The sequence below is a fragment of the Rhizobium aureum genome, assembly GCF_030182495.1.
GTDB classification, from domain to species: Bacteria; Pseudomonadota; Alphaproteobacteria; order Rhizobiales; family Rhizobiaceae; genus Rhizobium; species Rhizobium tropici_C.
The window spans coordinates 755,837-778,289 of sequence record NZ_JAQJCI010000001.1; the positions used below are offsets into that span (position 1 = coordinate 755,837).

Below are 22,453 nucleotides of genomic sequence, written 5' to 3' on the forward strand. Positions count from 1 at the left end.
CGCCATGACGGCTCCTCGGTTCGAGGTCGTCCTGCGAGTTGCGGATGCGGTCGCCGTCCTTGTCCGCCCGGCTCCAGACGGGCGGAGGGAGCGCGACAGGGCGGCGCAAGCCGCTTTGAGAAGCGCAGCGCAACGGGACGATCTTGTCATCTATCGGCGGCCGAGCGATCGCCCGGCGCTGAATCCTCCCCTTCACGAACTCGGCGTTTCGCTTTCGCATCGGGCCGACCTGCTGCTGGCAGGCTTCTCGCCCGACGCCGCTGTCGGCGCCGATATCGAGATCGAGGATAACAATGGTTTCGACCCGATCGCCTTTGCCGCCGACCATTTCTCCAAAGGTGAGGCAGCCGCCATTGCCGGGCTCGATAGCGGCACGGCACGCGAGATCTGCTACCGCCTTTGGGTGATCAAAGAGGCGGCCTTGAAGATCGGCGGCCGCGGCATTTTCGATGGGCTGGACGAACCGGACCTGGCAAAGCATCTCGATCTCATTCGCATCGACGGCGCAAGCGTCCGCCTTGAAGCCGGATCGCGACTGCCGCCGATTGCGGTGTCGGTCATCCGACTTGCCGGGCCTGCGGATCGGCCGATTTATTGCGCCCTTGCCCGTGATTTGACGCCGAAGGCGCAGATGGCCATTGCCTGACGCCCGCTCTCATTGCGTGATCGGATACGTCCGATTGCTCCGCTTTTCGGAGCGCGATTGCGGATGATTGATCGAAACCTTGTTCATCGATGGCTCTTGGCGCACGTAAAGGGAGAACTACATCTTCAACGACGGACGATGCAGCCGCATATCCTAGGACGAGTAGCCGTTGCGAGCCCACGCCCGCCGCATATGGAGAGTAACCGGATGACGGTCACCGAACCACCACCTATGTCCCGAACAGCTACCATATCCTATGCGATCGGCCTGCCGCTCGCCTTGCTCGCGCTCATTTTTCTGCCGGCCGGCCGCCTCGACTGGGCGCCCGGATGGATCTTTATCCTCTTTCTCTTCGCGGTCTACGGTGTAGCGGTCCTGGTTCTGAAACGGGTAAACCCGGCAATCTTCCGGGCTCGCAATCGCTTTCAGGCCGGCACCAAACGGTGGGATGTGATTCTCGTCTCGCTCATCTGCCTCGGCTTGGTCGCCGAAATTCCGGTAGCGACCTTGGATTCCGGCAGGATGTCGTGGTCGGCGATGCCGATCTCCGTCGTGATCCTCGGCTATATCCTGCTTGGCGCCGGCATCGCGCTTGGCACCTGGGCGCAAGCGGTCAATCGCTTCTTCGAGCCCGGCGTCCGTCTGCAACGCGAGCGCGGCCAGCGCGTCATCAGCACCGGTCCCTATGCGTTTGTGCGCCATCCGGGTTATGTCAGCGCGATCATGGTGTTCGCCGGTCTGGCATTGGCGCTCGCCTCGTGGTGGGCCTTGATCCCGGCCGCCTGGGCAACCGCCCTACTGATCCTGCGCACGAGCTGGGAAGATGCCCTGCTGCATGCCGAACTCGAAGGCTATGCCGACTATGCCCGACGCGTCAGGTTTCGGCTCGCGCCCGGTCTTTGGTGAGGTTCATTTTCAGCGAACATCGGTATTGTCAGACCATAAGGATCGAAGCCCGCCAGCCTTTCCCTTCAAGGGGTCGGTCGCGGGTACGCCAAGCTTTTCGATCCAGGCCCTCTGCTCCGCCGACGGCATTTCGCGACAGAGGTCAGCCTCCTGATCAGGCGGATACCCGCCGATCACGAGGAAATCGCCGCTGGCATCAAGGCGGCAATGTCCTGTTCCGGCTGGCAATAACAGCGCATCGCCGGCCTTGACCTCGATATCCTTGCCGCCCGGCCCGCCAATCATCAGTCGAGCCTGTCCTTCGGCGATACCCAGTATTTCGTGGGCGGTGGAGTGATAGTGATGAAAGTCGTAAACGCCATTTCGCCATAGTCCACCCCATCCGTTCGCCCGGAAGAGCTGCTCGAATCCTTCCGCCCGGTTCCGACCAGCAAGTGCCCCGCGGTAAACGATGACCGGAAAGCGCTGGTTGTTCGGCACCCATTCCCTTGGCTCGAGCCTGATTGCCTGCTCCATGTCTTTCTCCTCTCAGCCACTTCATAACCGCACAGGACAATTCCGGTTCCACGAGAAAATTGGGAACGATCGTCCGCCGCTCCGGTTCGGACAGGGTATCCGATGAATTTCGAAAGGATAAATCATGCCTTCCATCAACTCCGCACATATTCTCATCCTTGCCACCGATGGCTATGAGCGGTCGGAGCTTCGCGTTCCCTTAGACGAACTTCAGAAGCGCGGCGCTAATGTGAAAGTCGCCTCCATCAAGGAGAGCAGCATAAAGAGTTGGGACAAGACCGATTGGGGCGACAGCGTCGACGTCGATCTGCTGGCAAGAGATGTCGACGTGAACCAGTTCGATGCGCTCGTGCTGCCAGGTGGCCAGATCAATCCCGATAAATTGCGCGTCGATGGTGACGCCATGCGTGTCGTCCGTGAATTCCTACGGTCCGGCAAGGTCGTTGCCGCCATCTGTCATGCGCCTTGGCTGCTGGTCGAAGCCGATGCATTGCGCGGCCGTCGGGCAACCTCCTACTGGTCCATCAAGACCGATGTCAAAAATGCCGGAGCCGATTGGCAGGATGAAAAAGTGGTGACCGATCAAGGCATCATCACATCGCGATCGCCCGAGGATCTGGACGCTTTCGTCGACAAAATCGTCGAGGAGGTGCAGGAGGGGCGCCACGAGCGGCGTGTGGCCTAGAACAAAAGCCTTCGAGACCCGGCAATCGCGGTCGGGTCTCTCCTCCACTGTCCCGGAACGACTGGTGACATAACGGTTTCGCCATCATTCGCATATTGACTGACGCGGCCTGCTTTGATCTTTTGGCCGAAATGGCAATGCCTGACATCCGGTCCTTGGAGGCTGGCGGATGTCCGGGAGGAACAGCAGGGCATGATGATGACGGCTGTGCGGGCGGTCAGCCTGAAACAGGTGGCGATTTCGTTTGAAATGGCCGACAAGACGCGGTTCGATGCCGTTGCGGCTACTGACCTCAATGTGGAAGCGCATGAATTCGTGGCAATTGTCGGCCCGACAGGCTGCGGAAAGTCCACGCTTCTCAACGCGACTGCGGGACTTTTGGCGCCTGTATCCGGCACGGTCGAGGTCTTCGGCCAGCCGCTGAAATCGATCAACCGTCAGGCAGGCTATCTTTTCCAGCAGGATTCGCTGATGCCGTGGAAGACGGTGCTGGAGAATGTGGCGATCGGCCTTGAGATTACCGGTATCGGCCACGCGGAAGCAAGGAAGAGCGCGCGAGAATGGCTGGAGCGCGTCGGGCTTGCCGCGTTTGCGGACCGCTTTCCGCGTATGCTGTCGGGCGGCCAGCGCAAACGCGTCGGGCTGGCGCAGGTCCTGATCCGCAATCCGAAATTGCTCCTGATGGACGAGCCTTTCGGCCCACTCGACGCGCAGACCCGCCTGATCATGGGCGACCTCTTACTGAAGCTCTGGTCCGAAGACCGCAAGGCCGTCATGTTCGTCACGCACGACCTCGATGAGGCGATTGCCCTTGCCGACCGCGTCATCATCATGTCGGCCGGACCGAAATCCCGCATCATCGGCGATTTCAAGGTGCCGCTGGAACGGCCGCGCGAGATCGGCGAGATCAGGCACGATCCTGTCTTCATCCAGCTGCATCGCGATATATGGCAGGCATTGCGCGATGAGGTGATGACGGCCTACCGCCAGAGCAGCGGAGAGATCGCATGAACCGCACTCTCCTTCTTTCGCTGCAGATCCTTGTGGCCGTGGCCATCCTGGCTATCTGGCATCTCGCGACGAATACCGGCCTTTTCGGCAACCCGAAGACCATATCTTTCTTCTTCGCCGATCCGCTCAAGGTGGCGCAGCGCGTCATTCAGTGGTTTGCCAGCGGATCGATCTGGTATCATCTCTGGATCACGCTGTCGGAATCGATCCTGGCCTTTCTGCTCGGCGCTTTCGGCGGCGTCGTCTTCGGCTTTTGGTTCGCCCGCAAACCTTTGATCGCGGCCATCTTTGACCCCTATGTGAAGGCGGCGAATGCCCTGCCCCGCGTCGTGCTCGCCCCGATCTTCGCGCTCTGGTTCGGCCTCGGCATCTGGTCCAAGGTCGCGCTCGGCATCACGCTTGTCTTCTTCATCGTCTTCTTCAATGTCTATCAGGGCGTAAAGGAAGTCAGCCAGCCGGTCCTGTCCAATGCCCGCATGCTTGGCATGAACGAGCGGCAGTTGCTGCGCCATGTCTACCTGCCCTCGGCGCTTTCCTGGGTATTTTCCAGCCTGCATACATCTGTGGGTTTTGCCGTGGTCGGCGCTGTTGTGGGCGAATATCTAGGTTCTGCCGCCGGGCTCGGCTATCTCATCCAGCAGGCCGAGGGTGTTTTTGACGTCACCGGTGTCTTTGCCGGCATGGTCGTGCTGACGGCCTTCGTCCTGATCGTGGATTGGGTGATGACTCTGGTCGAACGGCGGCTTCTGGCCTGGCGCGGCCAGTAGCGCCAAGGAAAATAGCGAAGTGGAGGAAAAAGCATGGAGCGCAGGACATTTCTGATCGGGACGGCGAGCTTCGGCATCGGCGCATCGCTCGCAGGCATAATGCCCGCCGTGGCACAGGATGCGAAACCGGAAAAGCCGGACCTGTTGATCGGCGTGGGCGGCAAGCCCCTGCTCTATTATCTGCCGCTGACGATCGCCGAGCGGAAAGGCTTCTTCAAGGAAGAGGGTCTCAATGTCACCATCAATGATTTCGCCGGCGGTTCGAAGTCGTTGGAGGGCCTGATCGGCGGCTCCCTTGATGTCGTCGCCGGCGCTTACGAGCATACGATCCGCATGCAGAACAAGGGGCAGGACATCGTCGCGATCTGCAATCTCGGCCGCTTCCCGGGGATCGTCATCGCCGTGCGCAAGGATCTCGCCGGCGAGATCAAGTCCATGGCCGACATGAAGGGCCGCAAGATTGGCGTGACGGCGCCGGGTTCCTCGACGGCGCTGATGTTTCAATATGCCATGCTGAAGAACGGGCTGAAGACCGACGATGCATCGCTGATCGGCGTCGGCGGCGGGGCCGGCGCGGTTGCCGCGGTCAAGAGCGGTCAGATCGACGGTCTTTCCCATCTCGATCCGGTTATTGCGCAGCTTCAATATGACGGCGACATCACCGTGCTTCTGGATACACGCACCGAGGCCGGTACGCGTGCGCTTTTCGGTGGCCCGAACCCGGCCGCGACCGTCTATATCAAGCGTGAATTTGCTGAAGCCAACCCAATCACGACACAGGGGACGGTCAATGCCTTCATGAAGGCATTGAAATGGATATCGACCGCCAGCCCGGAGGACGTCGCGGGCGTCGTTCCAGAAGAATTTCTGCTCGGCAATCGCGACCTTTATATGCAGGCGTTCAAGAATTCCAAGGAAATGTATTCCCCGGACGGCATGGTCACGATGGAAGGCTATCATTCCATGATGGGTGTCCTGAAGACGCTCGATCCTGAACTTGCCAATGCCGATGTGCCGTTCGAAAAGACCTTCGACCCGACCTTCGCCAAGGCTGCGAAGATCTGAGCAAGGCATCCGGCGTGCTAACCTCCCGCCACGCTATTCCGCATGGCGGGAGGTTGAATGATGCCCGATGAGCCTGCTCTTCAGGCGTTGCCGGATCATCGACAGGTAATCCTTGCCCCCTCGCCGGAAGAGAGCGAAATTCAGCAGCGCTTTCCCATCTTCCCGCAGAACCGGCATGAGGTGCCCCTCTGCACAGCATCGTGGGGTGCCGATGGCAAGCTTTAATGGGAAAGCGACGGCGCCATCAAAGGATCTTCCCTGACGACCTCGATTAGAAAGTCGAGCACGGCCCTGATGCGCAACGGCAGGTTTCGCCGGGACGGGTAAACGACATTGATCGGCAATCGGCTCGGCGGAAAATCCGGCATGAGTCTTACCAGCCGACCGGCCTCGATATCGGGCCTGGCCAATATATGGGAAAGCACGGCAAGGCCGTTGCCGGCGAGTGCGGCGCGGTGGGCAGCGATGGAATTGCTGGCGATCAGGCGCGGCGCGATGCGCACGGCCACGTCCTCGGCGCCATTGGAAAAAGACCATGACCTGCCGTCGCCGGCGCGCTTGTAGCAGATGCAATCATGGGCGCTGATATCGTTAAGTGTTTTCGGAGCTTTTCGCCCTTCCAGATAGGAAGGAGCAGCGACGAGAAATGCTGTCGTCCAGCCGATCCGTCGGCACATCAGGCTGCAGTCCGCAACCACCCCAAGGCGCACCTCGAGATCGATCCCCTCCTCTACCAGGTCGGATGGCTCCTCGCGAAAGAGCAGTTCGACGGAGAGTCCCTGATGCTGCTCAAACAGCGTCCCGAGGCGATCGCTGATGCAAAGCCCCAACGGCGTCGGTAAGGCAAGCCGCACTTTACCCGTCGCGGCCATACCGCCACGACAGGTCGTTTCACTGAGCGCTTCGACCGCCTCGATGACCTTGAGCGCCATCGGGATGATCTGTTCTCCCTCCGCCGTCAGGGCCAATGCATTCGTCGTGCGGTGCAGGAGACGCGTCTTGAGATGCGCCTCCAGCGCCGAAATCTGTCGAGAAACCGCCGGCTGCGTCACGCTGAGGTGAACGGCGGCTGCCGAGAAGGAACCGGTTTCCACCACTCTCATGAACGTTTGCAGCGCACCTACGATGTCCATCCCCACCCCTCATACTTTTGCGCATAAGCCTTATGTGCCCATCTTAATTGCGAAGGGCTTTACTGTCCAGCAATTACGGATATTTTTTATCCATAAGGATATTAAATGTCCTTAATAACGGAGATGACCCATGACGCAACGCGTGAACTATGCCCAGCAATCGCCGGCACTTTTCAAGAAATTGTCGGATCTCAGCATGGCTCTGAAAGACAGCGCCATCGACCAGAAGATTCATGATCTCGTGCAGATCCGCGCCTCGCAAATCAACGGCTGTGCCTTCTGCCTGGACATGCATGTGAAGGAAGCCAAGATCCACGGCGAGAGCGAGCTCCGGCTTTATCACATCGCCATATGGCGCGAATCCAATCTTTTCGTGCCGCGGGAACGCGCCGCCCTCGCCTGGACCGAAGCGGTGACGAAGCTGCCGGAAGGCGGCATTCCCGACGAGCTTTATGAGCGTGTGCGCGGCCAGCTTTCGGAGAGGGAAATTTCCGATCTGACCTTCGCGATCATGGTCATCAATGCCTGGAACCGCGCCAGCATCGCTTTCAAGGCCGTACCGGGCTCGGCTGACAAGCTCTATGGCCTCGACAGGGCCGGCCTCAACTGAACCTTTCTCCCTGAGAGCCCACCAGACGATACGCGTCCGCATGGGCGGCGCGAAGACTACAATTGACAGGAGACAGACATGAATATGAATAACCCCGCACAGCCCGTTAAATCGGGCCCCGACGAACTGGTCCCATCGCGCTACGCGGTGCAGATCGGTGATATCGAAGTGCTCGTGATCAGCGACGGCGTGTTGCCGCTGCCGACCAAGATGCTGGGATACAATGCCGACCCTGCCGATCATGCGGCCTGGCTGAAAGACATGTTCCTGCCGCAAGACGCTTTCGACTGGGCGCTGAACGTGGTCGTGGTGCGCAGCGGTAAGCAGACGATTCTCATCGATGCCGGCCTGGGGCTGGACCCGGAATTGAACCTGCCGCGGGCCGGGCAATTGATCAAGCGACTGGAAGCCGCCGGCATCGACCTTGGATCCGTCACCGATGTCGTGCTGACACACATGCATATGGATCACGTTGGCGGGCTGCTCGTCGACGGAGTGAAGGAGCGGTTGCGTCCGGACCTCAGGATCCACGTGGCAACGGCAGAGGTCAAATTCTGGGAGGCGCCCGATTTCTCGCATGTGTCCATGCCGCCCGGCTTCCCGGACGCGCTTCGGGCGGCCGCCAAGCAATTCAGAAAAGAGTACGACAGTCACCTCAGATTGTTCGATGATGAGTACAAGGTGGCGCCGGGCGTGGTCGTCTCCCGAACCGGCGGGCACACACCTGGCCATAGCGTGGTCCGCGTGGCATCGGGCAAGGATCGGCTGATGTTTGCCGGCGATGCGGTGTTCGCGGTCGGCTTCGATCACCCCGACTGGTTCAACGGTTTCGAACACGATCCGGAAGAAGCTGCCCGCGTCCGCCTCCGTCTTTTGCGCGAGTTGGTGGAGACCGGTGAGCTTTTGGTGGCCACTCACATGCCGTTCCCCTCCGTCGGTCATGTGGCGGCCGACGGCGATCACTTCCGTTGGGTGCCGGTCTTCTGGGACTACTAACCGCCTGGTGAGCTGAGTCGGCGCACGGCCCTTAAGGCCACGCCCCGGCTCGGCCGAGTGGATATGCGGAACCGGCAAGGCCGGCCCGGTCCTCGACCAATCATTCAGAAGCGAATGAACAATGCGGTGCGCGAAGCGGCCGCACATGGAGAAGCACATGAAAATCGTCATCATCGGCGGAACCGGCCTGATCGGTTCGAAGACAGCCGACCGCCTTCGCAAGCAAGACCATGAGGTTATCGCCGCCTCCCCCAATACGGGCGTCAATACGATCACCGGCGAGGGATTGGCCGAGGCACTTGCCGGCGCCTCCGTCGTCATCGACCTTGCAAACTCGCCCTCCTTCGAGGACAAGGCCGTGCTCGAATTCTTCGAGACCTCGGGCCGTAACCTGATGGCGGCGGAGAAGGCGGCCGGCATAAAGCACCACATCGCCCTTTCCATCATTGGCGTTGATCGACTGCCTGGCAGCGGTTACATGCGTGCCAAGGTCGCGCAGGAAAAGGTCATCAGGGAATCCGGCATCCCCTATACGATCGTCCACTCGACGCAGTTCATGGAATTCTTAGGCGGTATCGCCCAATCCGCCACCATCGGGAACGTTGTGCGGCTGCCGACGGCCTACGTGCAGCCGATCGCTTCGGACGACGTCGCCGACGCCATGGCCGCCGTCGCGACGGCGGCGCCCATGAATGGCGTGATCGAAATCTCAGGCCCGGAACGCGTCCGGATGAACGAGCTGGTCGCCCGCTATCTGAAGGCCATGGGTGATGCGCGCAATGTCGAAGGGGATCCCGATGCGCGCTATTTCGGCACCAAGCTGGAGGACGGTTCGCTTGTCTCCGACAACAATCCCCGCCTCGGCCATATCGCCTTCGAACAGTGGTTCGCGACCTCTGCACGGAAATGAATGAACAAGGTGCAGCGCCGCGGGTGCCGCACCTTCAGCTCTCAAGATCTCAAGAAAGGAATTCGAGATGATCAAGTCAATTCTCGGCCTCGCCCTGGCCGCTCTGCTGTCCACCACCGCCGTTGCACACGCTGCAGGCGAGAAGGATGCCAAGGTCACGCTCGTCTACGAGCATGAACTGCCGAACGTTCCTGGCAAGAGCATCAAGGGCGTCCTCGTGGAATACGGCCCTGGAGGCTTCTCCTCGGGTCACACCCATCCGAACTCGGCTTTCATCTATGCGACCGTCCTGGAAGGGGCCATCCGTAGCCAGGTCAATGACGGTCCTGTCAAGGTCTACAAGGCTGGCGAGAACTTCTCCGAGATGCCGGGCGACCGCCACGGCGTCAGCGAGAATGCCAGCAAGACCAAGCGGGCCAAGCTCCTGGCTGTCTTCGTCGTCGACAGCAGCCAGAAGGAACTGACCTTCCCGATCAAGAAATAACTGCCAGGAAATCGCAGAGTTGAGGCGGATGCCGATCGCATTCGCCCCAACTCCACCTGCCCCTCCACCCGTAGGAAATCATCGTCGGTGAGCCCGTCATGTTTGGCGAACATCATTCCCTTCCGCTCGTCCTGATCAATCTGCTTGGGCTGGCCGGCATCGTCATTTGGCATATTCAGGGACGCAGCCGTCCGACCGGGCGCCTGATCGTGCAAATCCTGTTCTTCACCGGCATGAGCCTCGTGCTCTGGCTGGCCGGTATTTCGCCCTATCGCCTCGACGATGCCGAGCTTCAGGAGGCGGGCATGCTGCTCGCCAAATCCGCAAGGGTTCTCTGGTGGCTCCATCTCGCCTGGACGATGATCGGCTTCGTGCAGATCTATATCACGCTCAACCACAAGCCGCGGGAAGCCCACCTGCTGCAGGATCTGATCGTCGGTGTCGTCTATCTCGGCGTGGCTCTGGCGGTCATCGGCTTCGTCTTCGGAGCGCCGATCGGCCCTCTGGTTGCCACCTCCGGCGTGGTCGCCATCATCATAGGCCTGGCGCTGCAGAACACGCTGGCCGATGTCTTTTCCGGGATCGCGCTCACGCTCGGTCGTGCTTACGTCATCGGCGACTGGATCCAGCTTGGCGATGGCACGGAAGGGCGCGTCGCCGAAACCAACTGGCGCTCGACCAACCTGCTGACCGGCGGGCACAATGTCGTCGTCCTACCCAACAGCGTCCTTGCAAAACAGGGAATGACCAATCTCAGCCGCCCCGACGAAACGCACTGGATTGCACTTGCCGTGCATGTTGCCGCCACCCAGCCGCCGTCCGTCATTGAAGACCTCATGCTCGGCGTTCTGCGGAGCTGCGAGCGGATCGTTAAAATTCCGCCGCCGTCCGTGGCGCTCAAGGCGATCGATGCAGTGGCCATCGAGGTCGAGCTGCAGTTTTGCGTGGCAAGCCCGGCGAGCCGAATGCCGGCTAAAAACGAGGTCATTGATCTCGTCTATCGGCACTGCAAGACAAACGGTCTCTCATTGGCGATGCCGGAACAAAGCTTTTTCTGGCTGCCGCCCGCCGATGGTGCCGAGCCCGCTGCAGCGATTGTCAGGCAGCTTTCATCCGGCACGCTCTAGCACCCATTCGAAAGAGCTCTTCCAAAGCTCCGGCGAAACTTCCTGCGATAGGATGCCGACGAGATCCGACAGTTTGACCCCGCGCAATTTTTCCCGCCAGGCTTCGTCAGCCTCCCACATGATGCGCGCGACCGCGCATGGGCTGCTTTCGCAATAGCCCTTTGGCCGGCAGGGGTTGTTGGCCCGGATATTGGTGCAGACAAAGGTACGCTGCCGGCCCTCGACGGCCTCGACGATCTCGAGAAAGGTCAGCTCGGCCGGTGGTTTCGCCAGCCGGTAGCCGCCCGAAGGGCCGAGGGTCGTATCGACAAGCCCTGCCTGCGACAGGCCTTGCAGAGCCTTGGAAAGATATTCCTTGGGAAGTCCATGGAATTCGGCCAATGCTTTGGTGGAAAGATAGCGACCGTCGGGCAGACCGGCTAGAATGGCGCAGCAATGAAGCGCCCATTCGACTTGGCTTTTCAAGATCATGAATTTATTCCACGGGGCCGATCTTCGCTGGCTCCTATCAAGGACAAAGGATATCCTTATTTCGCCAAAGTGTAAACCGAACGCCGCGTATCGCTTGTGCAAGCCGGACACATCTGCGTCACTTGCCGCCAACAAGCAACAATCCGGATTTTCTCGCCGCCGGATTGGACGACTGGGAGTTTAACTTGTCTCCGCTCGGCAACGCGGACGTTACGCAGCTATCAGCATGTTCAGCGGAGTTTGAGACGTGACCGCTCAGGTCATCCATTTGCGGTGCTCGATGAAGCGTTCCGCCAGAAGGTCGATGAACAATCGTACCTTCGTCGGCAGATGACTGCGGTTCGGATACATCGCGCTGATCGTGAACTCCACGGCACGATAATCGGGCATGGCGCGCACGAGGCGCCCGGCAGCGACATCTTCGAAGACGATGAAGCTCGGGGCAAGGAAGATGCCGTGCCCGCTGGCCAGGAGATAACGCAAAGTCTCGGCGCTGTTGGAGACGACATTGCCCGCGATCTTGACGCCTTGCTGCTTGCCGTCGGCATCCTCGAAACGCCATTCGTCGCCATAAGGATAGTGCGTATATTGCAGGCAATTATGCGCCGCGAGATCGGCCGGCACCTTCGGCAAGGAATGCGTGTCGCGATATTCGGGCGAGCAGACGAGCATGTGGCGCCAAGGCGTAAGCTTGCGTGCGACCAGTGTCGAATCCTGGGCAGGCAAGGTGCGGATCATCAGATCGTAGCCCTCTTCGATCATGTCGATCGAGCGCTCGCCGACGTTGAAGTCGATCGAGATCGCCGGGTACTGAGTCATGAATTCATTGATGACGGGAAGCAGGAAACGGACGATGGCGCCGCTGGTATAGATTTTCAGCGTACCGCGCGGCATGGTGCTGAGAGCGCCCGCCGTCCGATCGGCCTCCTCGAGATCGGCAAGGATCTGCGAGGAACGCTCATAATAATATTTGCCTGTCTCCGTCAGGCTGACCCTGCGCGTCGTGCGATTGAGGAGCCGCACGCCGAGACGATCTTCGAGGGATTGCACATGATTGCCCACCATGGTGACGGACATGTTGAGCCGGCGGGCGGCTGCGGAAAAGCCGCCGCAATCCACCACCCGGCCAAAGACTATCAGGCTGGTCAACCGATCCATATCGTCCTCGGATTATCCGCTGTGAGTTGATGATCCTTCCAGATTTGAGGAGATTATCAGAAAGATCGTTCGGACGCATCTTCATCGCATCAAAAAAGGAGCCCATGCAAACGGGCTCGATGCTGAAGGAAACGGACCATGGTCGAACTACCCCGCAACGAGGCGTTCAGAAACGCGAGCCAGGCCGAGGCCGCACCAGCCGGCGAAGTGGCAAAGTCTCCAGCTGCCGAGGCGCCGCAAGGCCCGACCGTCGGCACACCTGCCACCGCCGCTGCTGCCAGGACAGGCCGCAAGCTGGTCAAGCGCGGCATGCTTGCCGCCACGCTGCTGGCCGGCGTCGCCTTTGGCGCCGATTTCGGCTATCGCTACTGGACGGTCGGACGCTTCATCGAATCGACCGACGACGCCTATGTGAAGGCCGACTACACGACCATCGCACCGAAGGTCGCCGGCTACATCAAGGACGTGCTCGTCAACGACAACGACACGGTCAAGACCGGCCAGGTGCTTGCCCGCATCGACGACCGCGATTTCCAGGCGGCTCTTTCCCAGGCAAAGGCTGATCTCAAAGCCGCCGATGCGGCAATCGCCAATATCGACGCCCAGATCCTGCTGCAGCAATCGCTGATCGCGCAGGCCAAGGCAACGGTCGATTCTTCCAAGGCTTCCCTGGACTACGCAGTCTCGGACGCAGCGCGATCGGCACGGCTGATCACCAACGGCGTCGGCACCCAATCGCGTGCCGAAGAGACGCAATCTGCCAGCAAGCAGGCCGCCGCCGCCGTCGAACGCGATCAGGCTGCAGTCATTGCGGCCGAGAACAAGGTGCCGGTGCTGCAGACCCAGCGCGATCAGGCGGTCGCCCAGCGCGACCGTGCCGCGGCCGCAGTTCAGCAGGCAGAACTCAACCTGTCCTATACGAACATCGTCGCGGCCGTCGATGGCACGGTCGGCGCCCGCTCGATCCGCGTCGGGCAATACGTCACCTCGGGCACGCAGCTGATGGCGGTGGTGCCGCTGCACTCCGTCTATGTCGTCGCGAATTTCAAGGAAACCCAGTTAACCTACGTGCGCCCCGGCCAATCGGTCGAGATCAAGGTCGACAGCTTCCCGGATGTGGCCATCAAGGGTCACGTCGACAGCCTCTCGCCGGCAAGCGGACTGGAATTCTCGCTGCTGCCGCCGGACAATGCGACGGGCAATTTCACCAAGATCGTCCAGCGCATCCCGGTGAAGATCGTCATCGATGACGAACACCTGGCAGGGTTGCTGCGCTCTGGCATGTCGGTCGAGCCTGAAATCGATACCAAGGCAGTGCAGACATCGACCGCCAATGCCGAGAAATTATCCAGCGACGCCGGATAACCCTTCCCCTCCTTTGTCGATCATCTGCTCGACACCGTCATGAGATTGTTCCGGCATCAGCCGGATGGAGAAACATCGTGGCCACTCTTCAGATCGCCGCAAACAACAATTCCGCCATACCCGTGAACGCTGCCCTCGCGCCGGCTGCCCGGCCCGCCATGAGCCCTTTGCGCATGTGGACCGCGGTGATCGGCTCCACGCTTGGCGCTTTCATGGCCGTTCTCAACATCCAGATCGTCAATGCCTCGCTCGCCGACATCCAGGGCGCGATCGGCGCCGGAACCGACGATGGCGGCTGGATCTCGACCTCCTACCTGATCGCCGAGATCGTCGTCATTCCCCTTAGCGCCTGGCTGGCGCGCGTCTTTTCGGTCCGCAATTATCTGCTGACCAACGCCATCCTCTTTCTCGCCTTCTCGGTCGGCTGCGCTTTTGCTGCAAACCTGCAGCAGATGATCGTCCTGCGCGCCATACAGGGCTTTTCCGGCGGCGTGCTGATCCCCATGGCCTTTACCATCATCATCACGCTGCTGCCGAAGCCCAAGCAGCCGATGGGTCTTGCGCTCTTCGCCCTTTCCGCAACCTTCGCGCCGGCCATCGGTCCGACCATAGGCGGCTATCTCACCGAGAACTGGGGCTGGGAATACATCTTCTACGTCAATCTCGTGCCCGGCATGCTGATGGTCGGCATGCTCTGGGTCTCGCTCGACCCCGCCCCGATGAACCTTTCGCTGCTCGCCAAGGGCGACTGGCCCGGCATCATCACCATGGCGGTTGGCCTTGCAGCGCTGCAGACCGTGCTTGAAGAAGGCAACAAGGACGACTGGTTCGGCTCGCCGTTCATCGTCCGCCTCTCCGTCATCGCCGCGGTCTCTTTGACGCTCTTTCTCATCATCGAGCTGCGCGCCGCCCATCCACTCCTCAACCTGCGTCTGCTGGCACGCCGCAATTTCGGCTTCGGCATCGTCGCCAATTTCCTGATGGGCGTCGCCCTCTATGGCTCGGTCTTCATCCTGCCGATCTATCTGACGCGCATCCAGGGCTATAATTCCGAGCAGATCGGCATGGTGCTTGCCTGGACCGGCATTCCGCAGCTCATCCTGATCCCGCTGGTGCCGCGGCTGATGAAGCGTGTCGACGCCCGGCTGCTGATCATCGTCGGCTTCGCGCTCTTTGCCGCTTCGAACTTCATGAATATCTACATGACGAGCAACTATGCCAGCGATCAGCTCTTCTGGCCGAACATCGTGCGTGCCATCGGCCAGGCACTCGCCTTCACGCCGCTGACGGCGATCGCCACCGCCGGCATCGAGCAGGAAAATGCCGGTTCCGCCTCGGCGCTCTTCAACATGATGCGCAATCTCGGCGGTGCGGTCGGCATTGCCGCGCTGCAGACCTTCCTGACCAAGCGCGAGCAGTTCCATTCCAACATCCTCACGGATTCGGTCTCGATATTCGAAGAGGCTACCCGCGCCCGCGTCGCCAATCTGACGAATTACTTCATGAACCATGGTGTCAGCGACCAGGCGCTTGCCACGCACAAGGCGATCGTTGCCATCGCCGCCAGCCTTCGCAAGCAGGCCAACATCATGGCTTTCAGCGACACGTTCTTCCTGCTCGGCGTTGCGCTTGTCATTGCCCTCGTCGCCAGCCTGCTTCTCAAGAAACCCGGTCAGCTTTCCGGCGGCGGAGCGCACTGAGCGGTGCACCTCGAAGAGGAGGAAATAACGATGACCTTGCTGCACGACATGCCAAAAGCCACAACAGCAAACCCCAGAGCGCCGCACGGCGGCATCAATATCGGGGCAATCCTGAGTCTCATCGAATGGCTGACCGGCGACGAATGCCACGCCCTCGACGAGGCAGGCCTTGTCGCAGGTCTTGGCCGCCGCCTGCAGGCGCTTGGCCTTCCCGTTGACCGGCTGACGCTGCACCTGACGACGCTGCATCCTGAGTTCATCGGCCGCACCTTTGCCTGGGCGCCGGGCGAGCCGGTCGAGATACATGATCGGGAGCATGGCACGCGCCTCGCTTTGGCCAATACGCCGCTCGTGAAGGCGCAGGACATGCGCGAACTGCTGGTCGTCGGCCCGGGCGAGAGTCCGCATGGGCGCTGGCAGCATATCGACATCTTTTATGGCCGCGGACTGGTGCAGCTGATCGTGGCGCCGCTCTGCAATGCCGACGGGCCGATCAGCACCGCCGCCTTCGGCACGCGCCGCCCCGGTGGTTTCACATCGGCCGAACGGGACGTGATCGAGCGCATTCTCCCGGCGCTGCGCAATACCTGCGAGCTGCGCGTTCTCAGGCAATGCGAACTCAGCCTTCTCGATACCTATATCGGCCCGATGACAGCAAGCCGGATCCTTGCCGGACATATCCGCCGCGGCGAGATCGAATCCATGGAGGCGGCGCTTCTGCTCTGCGATCTGCGCGGCTTCACCGAACTTTCCAACCGGCTGCCCGGCAGCACCGTCCTCAGCCTCCTGAACGCCTATTTCGACAAGGTGGTACCCGCAATTACCCGCGAGGGCGGCGAAGTGCTGAAATTCATGGGCGATGCCGTTCTCGCCTTCTTCCCTGGCGCCGATGCGGCCGGTGCCTGTGGGGCCGCCCTGGCTTCAGCGAAGACAATCCTCGATGAAATAGGCAGCTTCGAATATGATGGCATCCGCGTCAAGGTCGGCATCGCGCTGCATTATGGCGAGGTCAGCTACGGCAATGTCGGCTCCGGCAACCGGCTGGATTTCACCTTGATCGGCCCCGACGTCAATATCGTCAGCCGCATACAGAGTATCTGCAGCGAAAGGGGCGAAGCGCTCCTGACCTCGGCCCCCTTCCGGCAAAAGGCGGGGATCACCGACGCAATTTCGATCGGTCAGCAGCGCTTGAAGGGTTTCGGCGAAACGATGGAGCTTTTCGCGCTAACGCGCGCGGAGTGATCCCGTCTCAATCGAAGACAAGGATCGACGCGCGTTTTTGCATCCGCTCGACATTTCCGAAGGTCGCGGTAGTCGATCCCGATATCGGCAGCGGCGACGACGCCCTTCGGGCGACATAGTTGAAATCATTCAGCAAAAATCCCGTCGCACACTTGGCATAGGATTCCTGTGCAGTCCGCGAATCCTTACAGTCATTCATTTAAGTATTTGAAATTAAAATATAAATATTTCCGAAGTCACGATAGCCTTATGAAGGCCCGGCGCCCTGAGCATGGTTGACAGATGCGCCTGGGTCGCGATAGCCGATAGCATGGAGAATTGAATGAGCATTTTACCGAACGTCTTTTCTTCGCGCTTCGCCGCCCGAAGAGCATCCGCCGCGACCAGTCGATCGTCCGATGAATTTCGGTGGGTGAACTGGATCCTTGCGATATATTTCGCGGTGCAGGCCGTCGTGCGGATTTCTCTTTCGAGCTCGGTGCGAATAGACGAAGCGCAGCAATTCGTGGTCAACCAGTGGCTGGCGTGGGGATATGACGCGCAGCCGCCGCTTTACAATTGGATTCAATACGGAGTGTTTGACGTCTTCGGCACCAGCGTCGCATCGCTTGCCGTGCTGAAAAACATCCTGCTTTTCCTCGTCTATTTCGCCTATCACCAACTGGCGCGACTTCTTTTGGAGGACAAGCGCCTGGCCGCGGTCGCCACGCTGTCGCTTCTGACGATCCCCCAAATGTTCTGGCAGGCGCAGCGGGACCTGACGCACACTGTCGGCACGCTCCTCGCAGTGACCGCTTTCATCTATTTCGTCGTGAAGACCATTCGCAAGCCGACATTCACCTCCTACGCCATGATGGGCCTATGGGCAGGGCTTGGAATGCTCACGAAGTACAATTTCGTACTGATCATCGCGAGCGTCTTTGTTGCGGTCGTTTTTCATCCGCAAGGGCGCTCAAGGCTGCTGGACAAACGCTTTGTGATGACGCTGGCTCTGGCCATCCTCGTGTTCCTGCCGCATGCGGTGTGGATGCTGTCGAACATGGACCTGGTCCTTACCTCCACCGTCGCAACCATGTCGGAACAGGGACAAGGGGGGAAGCTTTCCGATATCGGTCATGGCGTTGTCGAACTGATCAAGACCAGCATCGTCATCATCGCGCCTACCGCCGCGATCTTCCTGATCGTCTTTCGCCGGCCGTTTCTGCAGTCGCTTCGGTTTAAAAGCGAATGGGTGAATTTCTTTGAAAGAATATTCCTGAGCACGGTGGCCATACTGTTCGCGCTGATCCTGGTTACGACGCTCACGGAATTTCGCGACCGCTGGCTTCTGCCCTTTCTGTTTCTGGTTCCGCTTTACTTCTGCCTGAAGCTTGAGGCCGCCGGCGCACAAAACCCGTCCGACATAAAGAAATCCTTTTATGTGCCTTTCGGCCTGATGATCGCCCTCCCCCTCATCCTGACGGCAGGCACGATCTTTCCGAAGCTGTTCGATTCATATCAGCATTTGAACACGCCCTATGGCGCGTTTCTGAAGGAGACGATCGCCGCGGAAGGCAAGCAGCCGGTGGCGGTGGTGACGACAGCATGGCTCAAGGCGGGCAACATCCGCGCCAATATGCCGGATACGGCCGTAATATCCACGGCATATCCCGCATCCGATCTTGACCGCCAGGCTTTGGGGAACGGACCGATCTTGCTGGTCTGGAATGAGCGTGACGGACACGCTTCGTCCATGCCCGATGAGCTCAAGCGGTGGCTGACGGCGAAATTCGGCAACTCGATCACCTTGCCCGCGCAGAACGATGCCGCCATTCCGTATTACTATGGGAAAGATCCGGATCGGTTCCATTTCGGCTATGCGTGGTTCTACCCGGCCGCGGGCTAGGGAACGCGCCTGCCCCATTTCCCGGACCGGCGCCCAGGACACATAATCTCTCATGATTGCCGATGACCTCTTCGGTTCGGTATAGCCGGCCGCATCGCGAAGGCGATGACGCGTAAGCGCGGCATTGAGCCGCCGCGCATTGATTCTATGCTCTCTCTTCCCCGGCATGGCCCCGGACGACGTCACGCGGACACCCATGGCAATTTCTCCTGGCCACCGAAGCCTTTCTCCGATCCATCGGTGCGGCGTCGCAATCAATTTGAATGCAGCTGCTAAATGCGCCGTTCCACGATCACCGCTGACGGATCGCCTGCCCGGTATCGACGATTCCGATCTCTCGCATCTGAACGCCCGAATCGAGGGGAAAATCAGTATAGTTTGTAATAAAGACTTACTATTTGGCGGATTTTTGAGGAAAATAATATACATCTCGTATGTTTATATAGTATATCCTACAAATGTTCTTAAGGCAGACTTATTTATATTTATGGATTCTGATGTATTTTTGCATCTATGACGCTTTTATGTCGTTACTTACAGAAAAATCCGAAACTATTGTATTTCGATGCCGGCGCGGCCTCGCTAGTTTGCGTGCGCGGACATCCTGTGACGTTCCGCAAGAGGGAACAGCCGGATAGATGGAATGTGGCGGGTAGTTACCGACATCGTTCTGATCCGGCAAAGCGATTGGAGAAAAAATGAATATCAAGAGCCTTCTTCTCGGCTCCGCTGCTGCACTCGTAGCAGTTTCCGGTGCTCACGCGGCTGACGCTATCGTTGCTGCTGAGCCGGAGCCCCTGGAATACGTCCGCATCTGCGATGCATATGGCGCTGGCTACTTCTTCATCCCGGGCACGGAAACCTGCCTCAAGATCGGTGGTAAGGTTCGTACCGAAGGCAAGTGGTATGACGCTTATGACCCGGATGCACGCTATGGCACTCTCTGGCACACTCGTGCCGAGCTGCAGCTGCAGACGGCAACCGACACCGAATATGGTCCTCTGAAGACCAACACCGAACTGCGTTGGGACTGGAATGACGGCAACGCCACCTCCACCAACCTGCTGCACGCAAGCATCAGCCTCGGTGGCTTCACCATCGGTAAGGAAGACTCGCAGTTCAACGTCTTCACCGGTTATGCCGGCGACGTCATCAACGACGACGTGATCGGCGATGGCCCGTACGAACTGAACCAGATCACCTACAACTACGACGCCGGCAACGGTTTCACGGCTGTGATCTCGGTTGAAGACAGCAATTCGGGCCCGGGTGCTACCGGCGCCAATGGCGAAGACAGCTCCGACCACTATGCTCCGGACGTTGTCGCAGGTGTTGGCTACAAGGCCGGCGCATGGGGCTTCAAGGTCGTCGGCGGCTACGACTCGATCGTTGAAGAAGGCGCCATCAAGGCTCGCGTTGATGCCGACTTCGGCGTATTCGATGCCTTCGTCATGGGCGGCTGGAACACCGACGGCGACAAGCTGAACAAGTATGCCAATGGCGATTCGATCGGCCAGAGCTGGGGCGACTGGGCAGTTTGGGGCGGCGTTGGCGTACCGGTCAACGAAAAGCTGAAGTGGAACCTGCAGCTCGCCTACACCGACAACAAGACCTTCTCGGCAACCACGAACGTCAAGTGGAAGCCGGTCAAGAACCTGCTCATCGAGCCGGAAGTCACCTACACCAACTGGGATTCGATCAACGAAGACCAGTGGGCTGGCGTTCTCCGCTTCGAGCGTAGCTTCTAAGCCTATCCAGATCTAATCTGATCTGAAATAGACCTCCGATCAGAAAGGGAGGAAGGTTCGGTTTCCCTCCGGACCTTCTTTCTTTTTTGCATTCTGGAGATCATGATATTCCGGCTGGCTCTTCCGAAGCCGGCACCTTTCCCGGGCGCACGGGCGTGCTCAAAAAGGCAGCGGCATGGCCGCAAATTGATGCTTTCCACCGCCACCAACCTTGCCGTATCCGTTGAGCGACGACACGCTGGCGAGAGGATACGGCCATGGCGAAGCCCTTCTATTGGAATGAACTCAACACATATGATTTCGCCGATCTCTCGGCCGACACCACGATCGCGATCCTGCCGATTGCCTCGACGGAGCAGCACGGCCCGCATCTGCCGATCGCAACCGATGTTGCGATCGCTACGGGCATGCTGGCGGAACTGAAAGTCCAGCGCTCCGCCGATCTCGATTTCCTTGTGCTGCCGACGCAGGAAATCGGCAAGGCCAACGAACATATCTACGGTCCCGGCACGCTTTCGCTCAGCGCTGAGCTGTTGATACCGGTCTGGACCGCCATCGGCGCGAAGGTCGCAGAGGCCGGCATCCGCAAGATGGTCATCGTCAACTCCCATGGCGGCAATCTCGATATTATGGGCATCGTCGCGCGCGAGCTGCGCGTGCGTCATCGGATGGCCGTCGTCGCCACGCAGTGGAGCCGCTTCGGCACGCCTGACGGCATGATCGACGACCATGAGCAGCGCTTCGGCATTCATGGCGGCGATGTCGAAACCTCGCTCATGCTGCATTTCCGGCCCGAGCTCGTGCGGATGGACAAGGCTGAGAATTTCGCCTCCAGAGCGGAATGGATGAAGGAACATTCCAAATATCTGCAACCGCTGCCGCCGCATTCGCTCGCCTGGATCGCGCATGATCTCAATCCAAACGGCGTGGTCGGCAATGCCGCGGCCGGCACGGCCGAAAAGGGCGCGCTCATCTGCCGGCACCAGATCGCCGGCTTCATCGAGATGCTGCGCGACCTGCGCGACTATCCGCTCTCCAACCTCTATTCGAAATAGGTGTCCGAACGGCGGCGCTCGGAGGGCGCGATGATATGCCCCTTCGCGTGCAGCTCCTCCACCATTCCGGCAAGTTCCGCCAGCAGGTACTCGGCGAAAAGGCTGGTGGCGGCATCGAGCGGCGCACGCGTCCGGGCGAAAAGCTTCATGGGTTGGGGCCGTGAGTGGGGCTCGGCGATCGGCCGAAAGACCAGCTCCCCGCGGCGACACTCGGTGATAACGTCGAGCGGGTTGAGCAGCGTCAGCCCCGCCCCGCATTTCACGAGTTGCTTGAGCATTTCCGACGCATTGCTCTCCAGCACGGGCTCGACCTGCACGGAGAGGCGCGCCAACGTCAGATTGATGATATCGCGCAGGCTGCTTCCAGGCTGCGCCAGCAGCAGCCGCTCCTCGACGACATCGGCGAGATTGATCGGCCCCGGTCCGATCAAGGGGTGACCGGGAGGCAGCACGACACCGATCGGTATGTCGAAATTGCCGAGCGAGCGGATGCCGGGCGTTGCCGGTATGTTGAAGCCCAGTCCGATATCAACCTCTCCGGCGACTACCGGCGCCATGGTGGTGGAGCCGGCATCGTTGCGCAGCTGGATGAAGACCCTCGGATGTTCCAGGAGGAAGCGGGCGATGATCTCGGGCAGAGGTCCGGCGGCAAGGCCGACCGTCGCGACGATCCTGACCTTGCCGGCCTGCTGCATCTTGAGGCTGCGAATGCGCCCTTCCAGCCGCTCGTAATTCTTCAGCACCTCGCGGATGTGCTCGATGCAGAGCTCGCCTGCCGCCGTCAGCCGCAAGCCACGCGGCAGACGCTCGAAGAGTGGCGCCCCCATTTCCTCCTCCAACGCCAGAATCTGCCGGTTGATCGCCGATGACGCCACGTTGAGCCGCGCCGCCGCCTTGCGGATCGAGCCGCAGCGGGCAATTTCATTGATGTAGAGAAGCCGTCTCGAATGCAGCATATGCGTTCCCATTGCTT

23 protein-coding genes are annotated in these 22,453 nt (G+C 60.0%); 18 read left to right on the top strand and 5 right to left on the bottom strand.

Features of this window, described 5'->3' with window-relative positions; genetic code table 11:
• Positions 1-4 precede the first annotated feature (4 nt).
• A complete protein-coding gene (locus PH552_RS03545; protein ID WP_113249069.1) occupies positions 5-646 on the top strand; it encodes a 4'-phosphopantetheinyl transferase family protein in 642 nt (213 codons plus the stop codon).
• 207 nt (positions 647-853) lie between these two features.
• A complete protein-coding gene (locus tag PH552_RS03550; protein WP_285165489.1) occupies positions 854-1,552 on the top strand; it encodes a methyltransferase family protein in 699 nt (232 codons plus the stop codon).
• Positions 1,553-1,561: 9 nt separating this feature from the next.
• Here the strand turns inward: PH552_RS03550 and PH552_RS03555 are convergent, their stop codons facing one another.
• On the bottom strand, positions 1,562-2,068 hold the full coding sequence (locus PH552_RS03555) for a cupin domain-containing protein (RefSeq protein WP_113248856.1): 507 nt from the start codon (positions 2,066-2,068) through the stop codon (positions 1,562-1,564).
• Between the two features lie 124 nt (positions 2,069-2,192).
• On the opposite strand from PH552_RS03555, the gene PH552_RS03560 reads away from it, so the two are divergent.
• From PH552_RS03560 to PH552_RS03580, 5 genes are all read left to right on the top strand, one after another.
• Positions 2,193-2,753, top strand: coding sequence for a DJ-1/PfpI/YhbO family deglycase/protease (locus tag PH552_RS03560; protein WP_112345768.1), 561 nt, complete (start codon positions 2,193-2,195; stop codon positions 2,751-2,753).
• Between the two features lie 192 nt (positions 2,754-2,945).
• The gene (locus PH552_RS03565) at positions 2,946-3,764 is read left to right on the top strand and encodes an ABC transporter ATP-binding protein (protein ID WP_113248857.1); all 819 of its coding nucleotides are present in this window, start codon (positions 2,946-2,948) and stop codon (positions 3,762-3,764) included.
• A complete protein-coding gene (locus PH552_RS03570) occupies positions 3,761-4,531 on the top strand; it encodes an ABC transporter permease (RefSeq protein ID WP_113248858.1) in 771 nt (256 codons plus the stop codon). The genes PH552_RS03565 and PH552_RS03570 overlap by 4 nt, the downstream gene beginning before the upstream one ends.
• A 33-nt stretch (positions 4,532-4,564) precedes the next feature.
• Positions 4,565-5,596, top strand: a complete 1,032-nt coding sequence (locus PH552_RS03575; protein WP_285165490.1) for an ABC transporter substrate-binding protein — start codon at positions 4,565-4,567, stop codon at positions 5,594-5,596.
• Between the two features lie 57 nt (positions 5,597-5,653).
• Positions 5,654-5,821 (top strand): hypothetical protein, encoded by a 168-nt coding sequence (locus PH552_RS03580; RefSeq protein ID WP_162736921.1) that lies wholly within the window; start codon positions 5,654-5,656, stop codon positions 5,819-5,821.
• On the opposite strand, the gene PH552_RS03585 is transcribed toward PH552_RS03580, so the two are convergent.
• A complete protein-coding gene (locus PH552_RS03585) occupies positions 5,818-6,729 on the bottom strand; it encodes a LysR family transcriptional regulator (protein WP_113248860.1) in 912 nt (303 codons plus the stop codon). The two genes, PH552_RS03580 and PH552_RS03585, sit on opposite strands and share 4 nt — an antisense overlap.
• A 130-nt stretch (positions 6,730-6,859) precedes the next feature.
• On the opposite strand from PH552_RS03585, the gene PH552_RS03590 reads away from it, so the two are divergent.
• The 5 genes from PH552_RS03590 (at position 6,860) to PH552_RS03610 (ending at position 10,856) form a co-directional block, all read left to right on the top strand.
• Entirely contained in the window at positions 6,860-7,339 is a 480-nt protein-coding gene (locus PH552_RS03590) for a carboxymuconolactone decarboxylase family protein (protein ID WP_112345763.1), read from the top strand.
• A 78-nt stretch (positions 7,340-7,417) separates the two neighbouring features.
• Complete coding sequence (locus PH552_RS03595) at positions 7,418-8,335, top strand: MBL fold metallo-hydrolase (RefSeq protein ID WP_113248861.1); 918 nt, start codon at positions 7,418-7,420, stop codon at positions 8,333-8,335.
• Positions 8,336-8,492: 157 nt separating this feature from the next.
• Entirely contained in the window at positions 8,493-9,245 is a 753-nt protein-coding gene (locus tag PH552_RS03600) for an SDR family oxidoreductase (RefSeq protein WP_113248862.1), read from the top strand.
• 67 nt (positions 9,246-9,312) lie between these two features.
• Positions 9,313-9,729: a cupin domain-containing protein gene (locus PH552_RS03605; protein WP_113248863.1), complete on the top strand. Its 417-nt coding sequence runs from the start codon at positions 9,313-9,315 to the stop codon at positions 9,727-9,729.
• A gap of 98 nt (positions 9,730-9,827) precedes the next feature.
• Positions 9,828-10,856: a mechanosensitive ion channel family protein gene (locus tag PH552_RS03610; RefSeq protein WP_113248864.1), complete on the top strand. Its 1,029-nt coding sequence runs from the start codon at positions 9,828-9,830 to the stop codon at positions 10,854-10,856.
• Here PH552_RS03610 and PH552_RS03615 read toward each other — a convergent pair.
• The gene (locus PH552_RS03615) at positions 10,839-11,327 is read right to left on the bottom strand and encodes an RrF2 family transcriptional regulator (RefSeq protein ID WP_113248865.1); all 489 of its coding nucleotides are present in this window, start codon (positions 11,325-11,327) and stop codon (positions 10,839-10,841) included. The genes PH552_RS03610 and PH552_RS03615 overlap by 18 nt on opposite strands.
• A 255-nt stretch (positions 11,328-11,582) precedes the next feature.
• Positions 11,583-12,485 carry a LysR family transcriptional regulator gene (locus PH552_RS03620; protein ID WP_113248866.1) on the bottom strand — a complete coding sequence of 301 codons (903 nt, stop codon included), beginning with the start codon at positions 12,483-12,485 and terminating at the stop codon, positions 11,583-11,585.
• A 138-nt stretch (positions 12,486-12,623) separates the two neighbouring features.
• On the opposite strand from PH552_RS03620, the gene PH552_RS03625 reads away from it, so the two are divergent.
• The 6 genes from PH552_RS03625 (at position 12,624) to PH552_RS03650 (ending at position 21,480) form a co-directional block, all read left to right on the top strand.
• On the top strand, positions 12,624-13,850 hold the full coding sequence (locus tag PH552_RS03625; protein ID WP_113248867.1) for an HlyD family secretion protein: 1,227 nt from the start codon (positions 12,624-12,626) through the stop codon (positions 13,848-13,850).
• A gap of 77 nt (positions 13,851-13,927) precedes the next feature.
• Positions 13,928-15,550, top strand: coding sequence for an MDR family MFS transporter (locus tag PH552_RS03630; protein ID WP_113248868.1), 1,623 nt, complete (start codon positions 13,928-13,930; stop codon positions 15,548-15,550).
• 48 nt (positions 15,551-15,598) lie between these two features.
• On the top strand, positions 15,599-16,792 hold the full coding sequence (locus PH552_RS03635) for an adenylate/guanylate cyclase domain-containing protein (RefSeq protein ID WP_246698522.1): 1,194 nt from the start codon (positions 15,599-15,601) through the stop codon (positions 16,790-16,792).
• A 322-nt stretch (positions 16,793-17,114) separates the two neighbouring features.
• Positions 17,115-18,677, top strand: coding sequence for a glycosyltransferase family 39 protein (locus PH552_RS03640; RefSeq protein WP_113248871.1), 1,563 nt, complete (start codon positions 17,115-17,117; stop codon positions 18,675-18,677).
• A gap of 698 nt (positions 18,678-19,375) precedes the next feature.
• Positions 19,376-20,425: a porin gene (locus tag PH552_RS03645; RefSeq protein WP_112345753.1), complete on the top strand. Its 1,050-nt coding sequence runs from the start codon at positions 19,376-19,378 to the stop codon at positions 20,423-20,425.
• Positions 20,426-20,682: 257 nt separating this feature from the next.
• Positions 20,683-21,480 (top strand): creatininase family protein, encoded by a 798-nt coding sequence (locus tag PH552_RS03650; protein WP_113248872.1) that lies wholly within the window; start codon positions 20,683-20,685, stop codon positions 21,478-21,480.
• Here PH552_RS03650 and PH552_RS03655 read toward each other — a convergent pair.
• Positions 21,468-22,436: a LysR family transcriptional regulator gene (locus PH552_RS03655; RefSeq protein WP_112345751.1), complete on the bottom strand. Its 969-nt coding sequence runs from the start codon at positions 22,434-22,436 to the stop codon at positions 21,468-21,470. The genes PH552_RS03650 and PH552_RS03655 overlap by 13 nt on opposite strands.
• Positions 22,437-22,453 lie beyond the last annotated feature (17 nt).

What these genes read in the sequence shown, in the direction of transcription:
- PH552_RS03600 (WP_113248862.1), top strand. Translation starts at nt 8,493, where the DNA reads ATGAAAATCGTCATCATCGGCGGAACCGGCCTGATCGGTTCGAAGACA.
- PH552_RS03555 (WP_113248856.1), bottom strand. Translation starts at nt 2,068, where the DNA reads ATGGAGCAGGCAATCAGGCTCGAGCCAAGGGAATGGGTGCCGAACAAC.
- PH552_RS03615 (WP_113248865.1), bottom strand. Translation starts at nt 11,327, where the DNA reads ATGATCTTGAAAAGCCAAGTCGAATGGGCGCTTCATTGCTGCGCCATT.
- PH552_RS03645 (WP_112345753.1), top strand. Translation starts at nt 19,376, where the DNA reads ATGAATATCAAGAGCCTTCTTCTCGGCTCCGCTGCTGCACTCGTAGCA.
- PH552_RS03635 (WP_246698522.1), top strand. Translation starts at nt 15,599, where the DNA reads ATGCCAAAAGCCACAACAGCAAACCCCAGAGCGCCGCACGGCGGCATC.
- PH552_RS03565 (WP_113248857.1), top strand. Translation starts at nt 2,946, where the DNA reads ATGATGATGACGGCTGTGCGGGCGGTCAGCCTGAAACAGGTGGCGATT.
- PH552_RS03620 (WP_113248866.1), bottom strand. Translation starts at nt 12,485, where the DNA reads ATGGATCGGTTGACCAGCCTGATAGTCTTTGGCCGGGTGGTGGATTGC.
- PH552_RS03590 (WP_112345763.1), top strand. Translation starts at nt 6,860, where the DNA reads ATGACGCAACGCGTGAACTATGCCCAGCAATCGCCGGCACTTTTCAAG.
- PH552_RS03655 (WP_112345751.1), bottom strand. Translation starts at nt 22,436, where the DNA reads ATGCTGCATTCGAGACGGCTTCTCTACATCAATGAAATTGCCCGCTGC.
- PH552_RS03610 (WP_113248864.1), top strand. Translation starts at nt 9,828, where the DNA reads ATGTTTGGCGAACATCATTCCCTTCCGCTCGTCCTGATCAATCTGCTT.
- PH552_RS03625 (WP_113248867.1), top strand. Translation starts at nt 12,624, where the DNA reads ATGGTCGAACTACCCCGCAACGAGGCGTTCAGAAACGCGAGCCAGGCC.
- PH552_RS03560 (WP_112345768.1), top strand. Translation starts at nt 2,193, where the DNA reads ATGCCTTCCATCAACTCCGCACATATTCTCATCCTTGCCACCGATGGC.
- PH552_RS03580 (WP_162736921.1), top strand. Translation starts at nt 5,654, where the DNA reads ATGATGCCCGATGAGCCTGCTCTTCAGGCGTTGCCGGATCATCGACAG.
- PH552_RS03550 (WP_285165489.1), top strand. Translation starts at nt 854, where the DNA reads ATGACGGTCACCGAACCACCACCTATGTCCCGAACAGCTACCATATCC.
- PH552_RS03605 (WP_113248863.1), top strand. Translation starts at nt 9,313, where the DNA reads ATGATCAAGTCAATTCTCGGCCTCGCCCTGGCCGCTCTGCTGTCCACC.
- PH552_RS03575 (WP_285165490.1), top strand. Translation starts at nt 4,565, where the DNA reads ATGGAGCGCAGGACATTTCTGATCGGGACGGCGAGCTTCGGCATCGGC.
- PH552_RS03585 (WP_113248860.1), bottom strand. Translation starts at nt 6,729, where the DNA reads ATGGACATCGTAGGTGCGCTGCAAACGTTCATGAGAGTGGTGGAAACC.
- PH552_RS03650 (WP_113248872.1), top strand. Translation starts at nt 20,683, where the DNA reads ATGGCGAAGCCCTTCTATTGGAATGAACTCAACACATATGATTTCGCC.
- PH552_RS03570 (WP_113248858.1), top strand. Translation starts at nt 3,761, where the DNA reads ATGAACCGCACTCTCCTTCTTTCGCTGCAGATCCTTGTGGCCGTGGCC.
- PH552_RS03595 (WP_113248861.1), top strand. Translation starts at nt 7,418, where the DNA reads ATGAATATGAATAACCCCGCACAGCCCGTTAAATCGGGCCCCGACGAA.
- PH552_RS03545 (WP_113249069.1), top strand. Translation starts at nt 5, where the DNA reads ATGACGGCTCCTCGGTTCGAGGTCGTCCTGCGAGTTGCGGATGCGGTC.
- PH552_RS03640 (WP_113248871.1), top strand. Translation starts at nt 17,115, where the DNA reads ATGAGCATTTTACCGAACGTCTTTTCTTCGCGCTTCGCCGCCCGAAGA.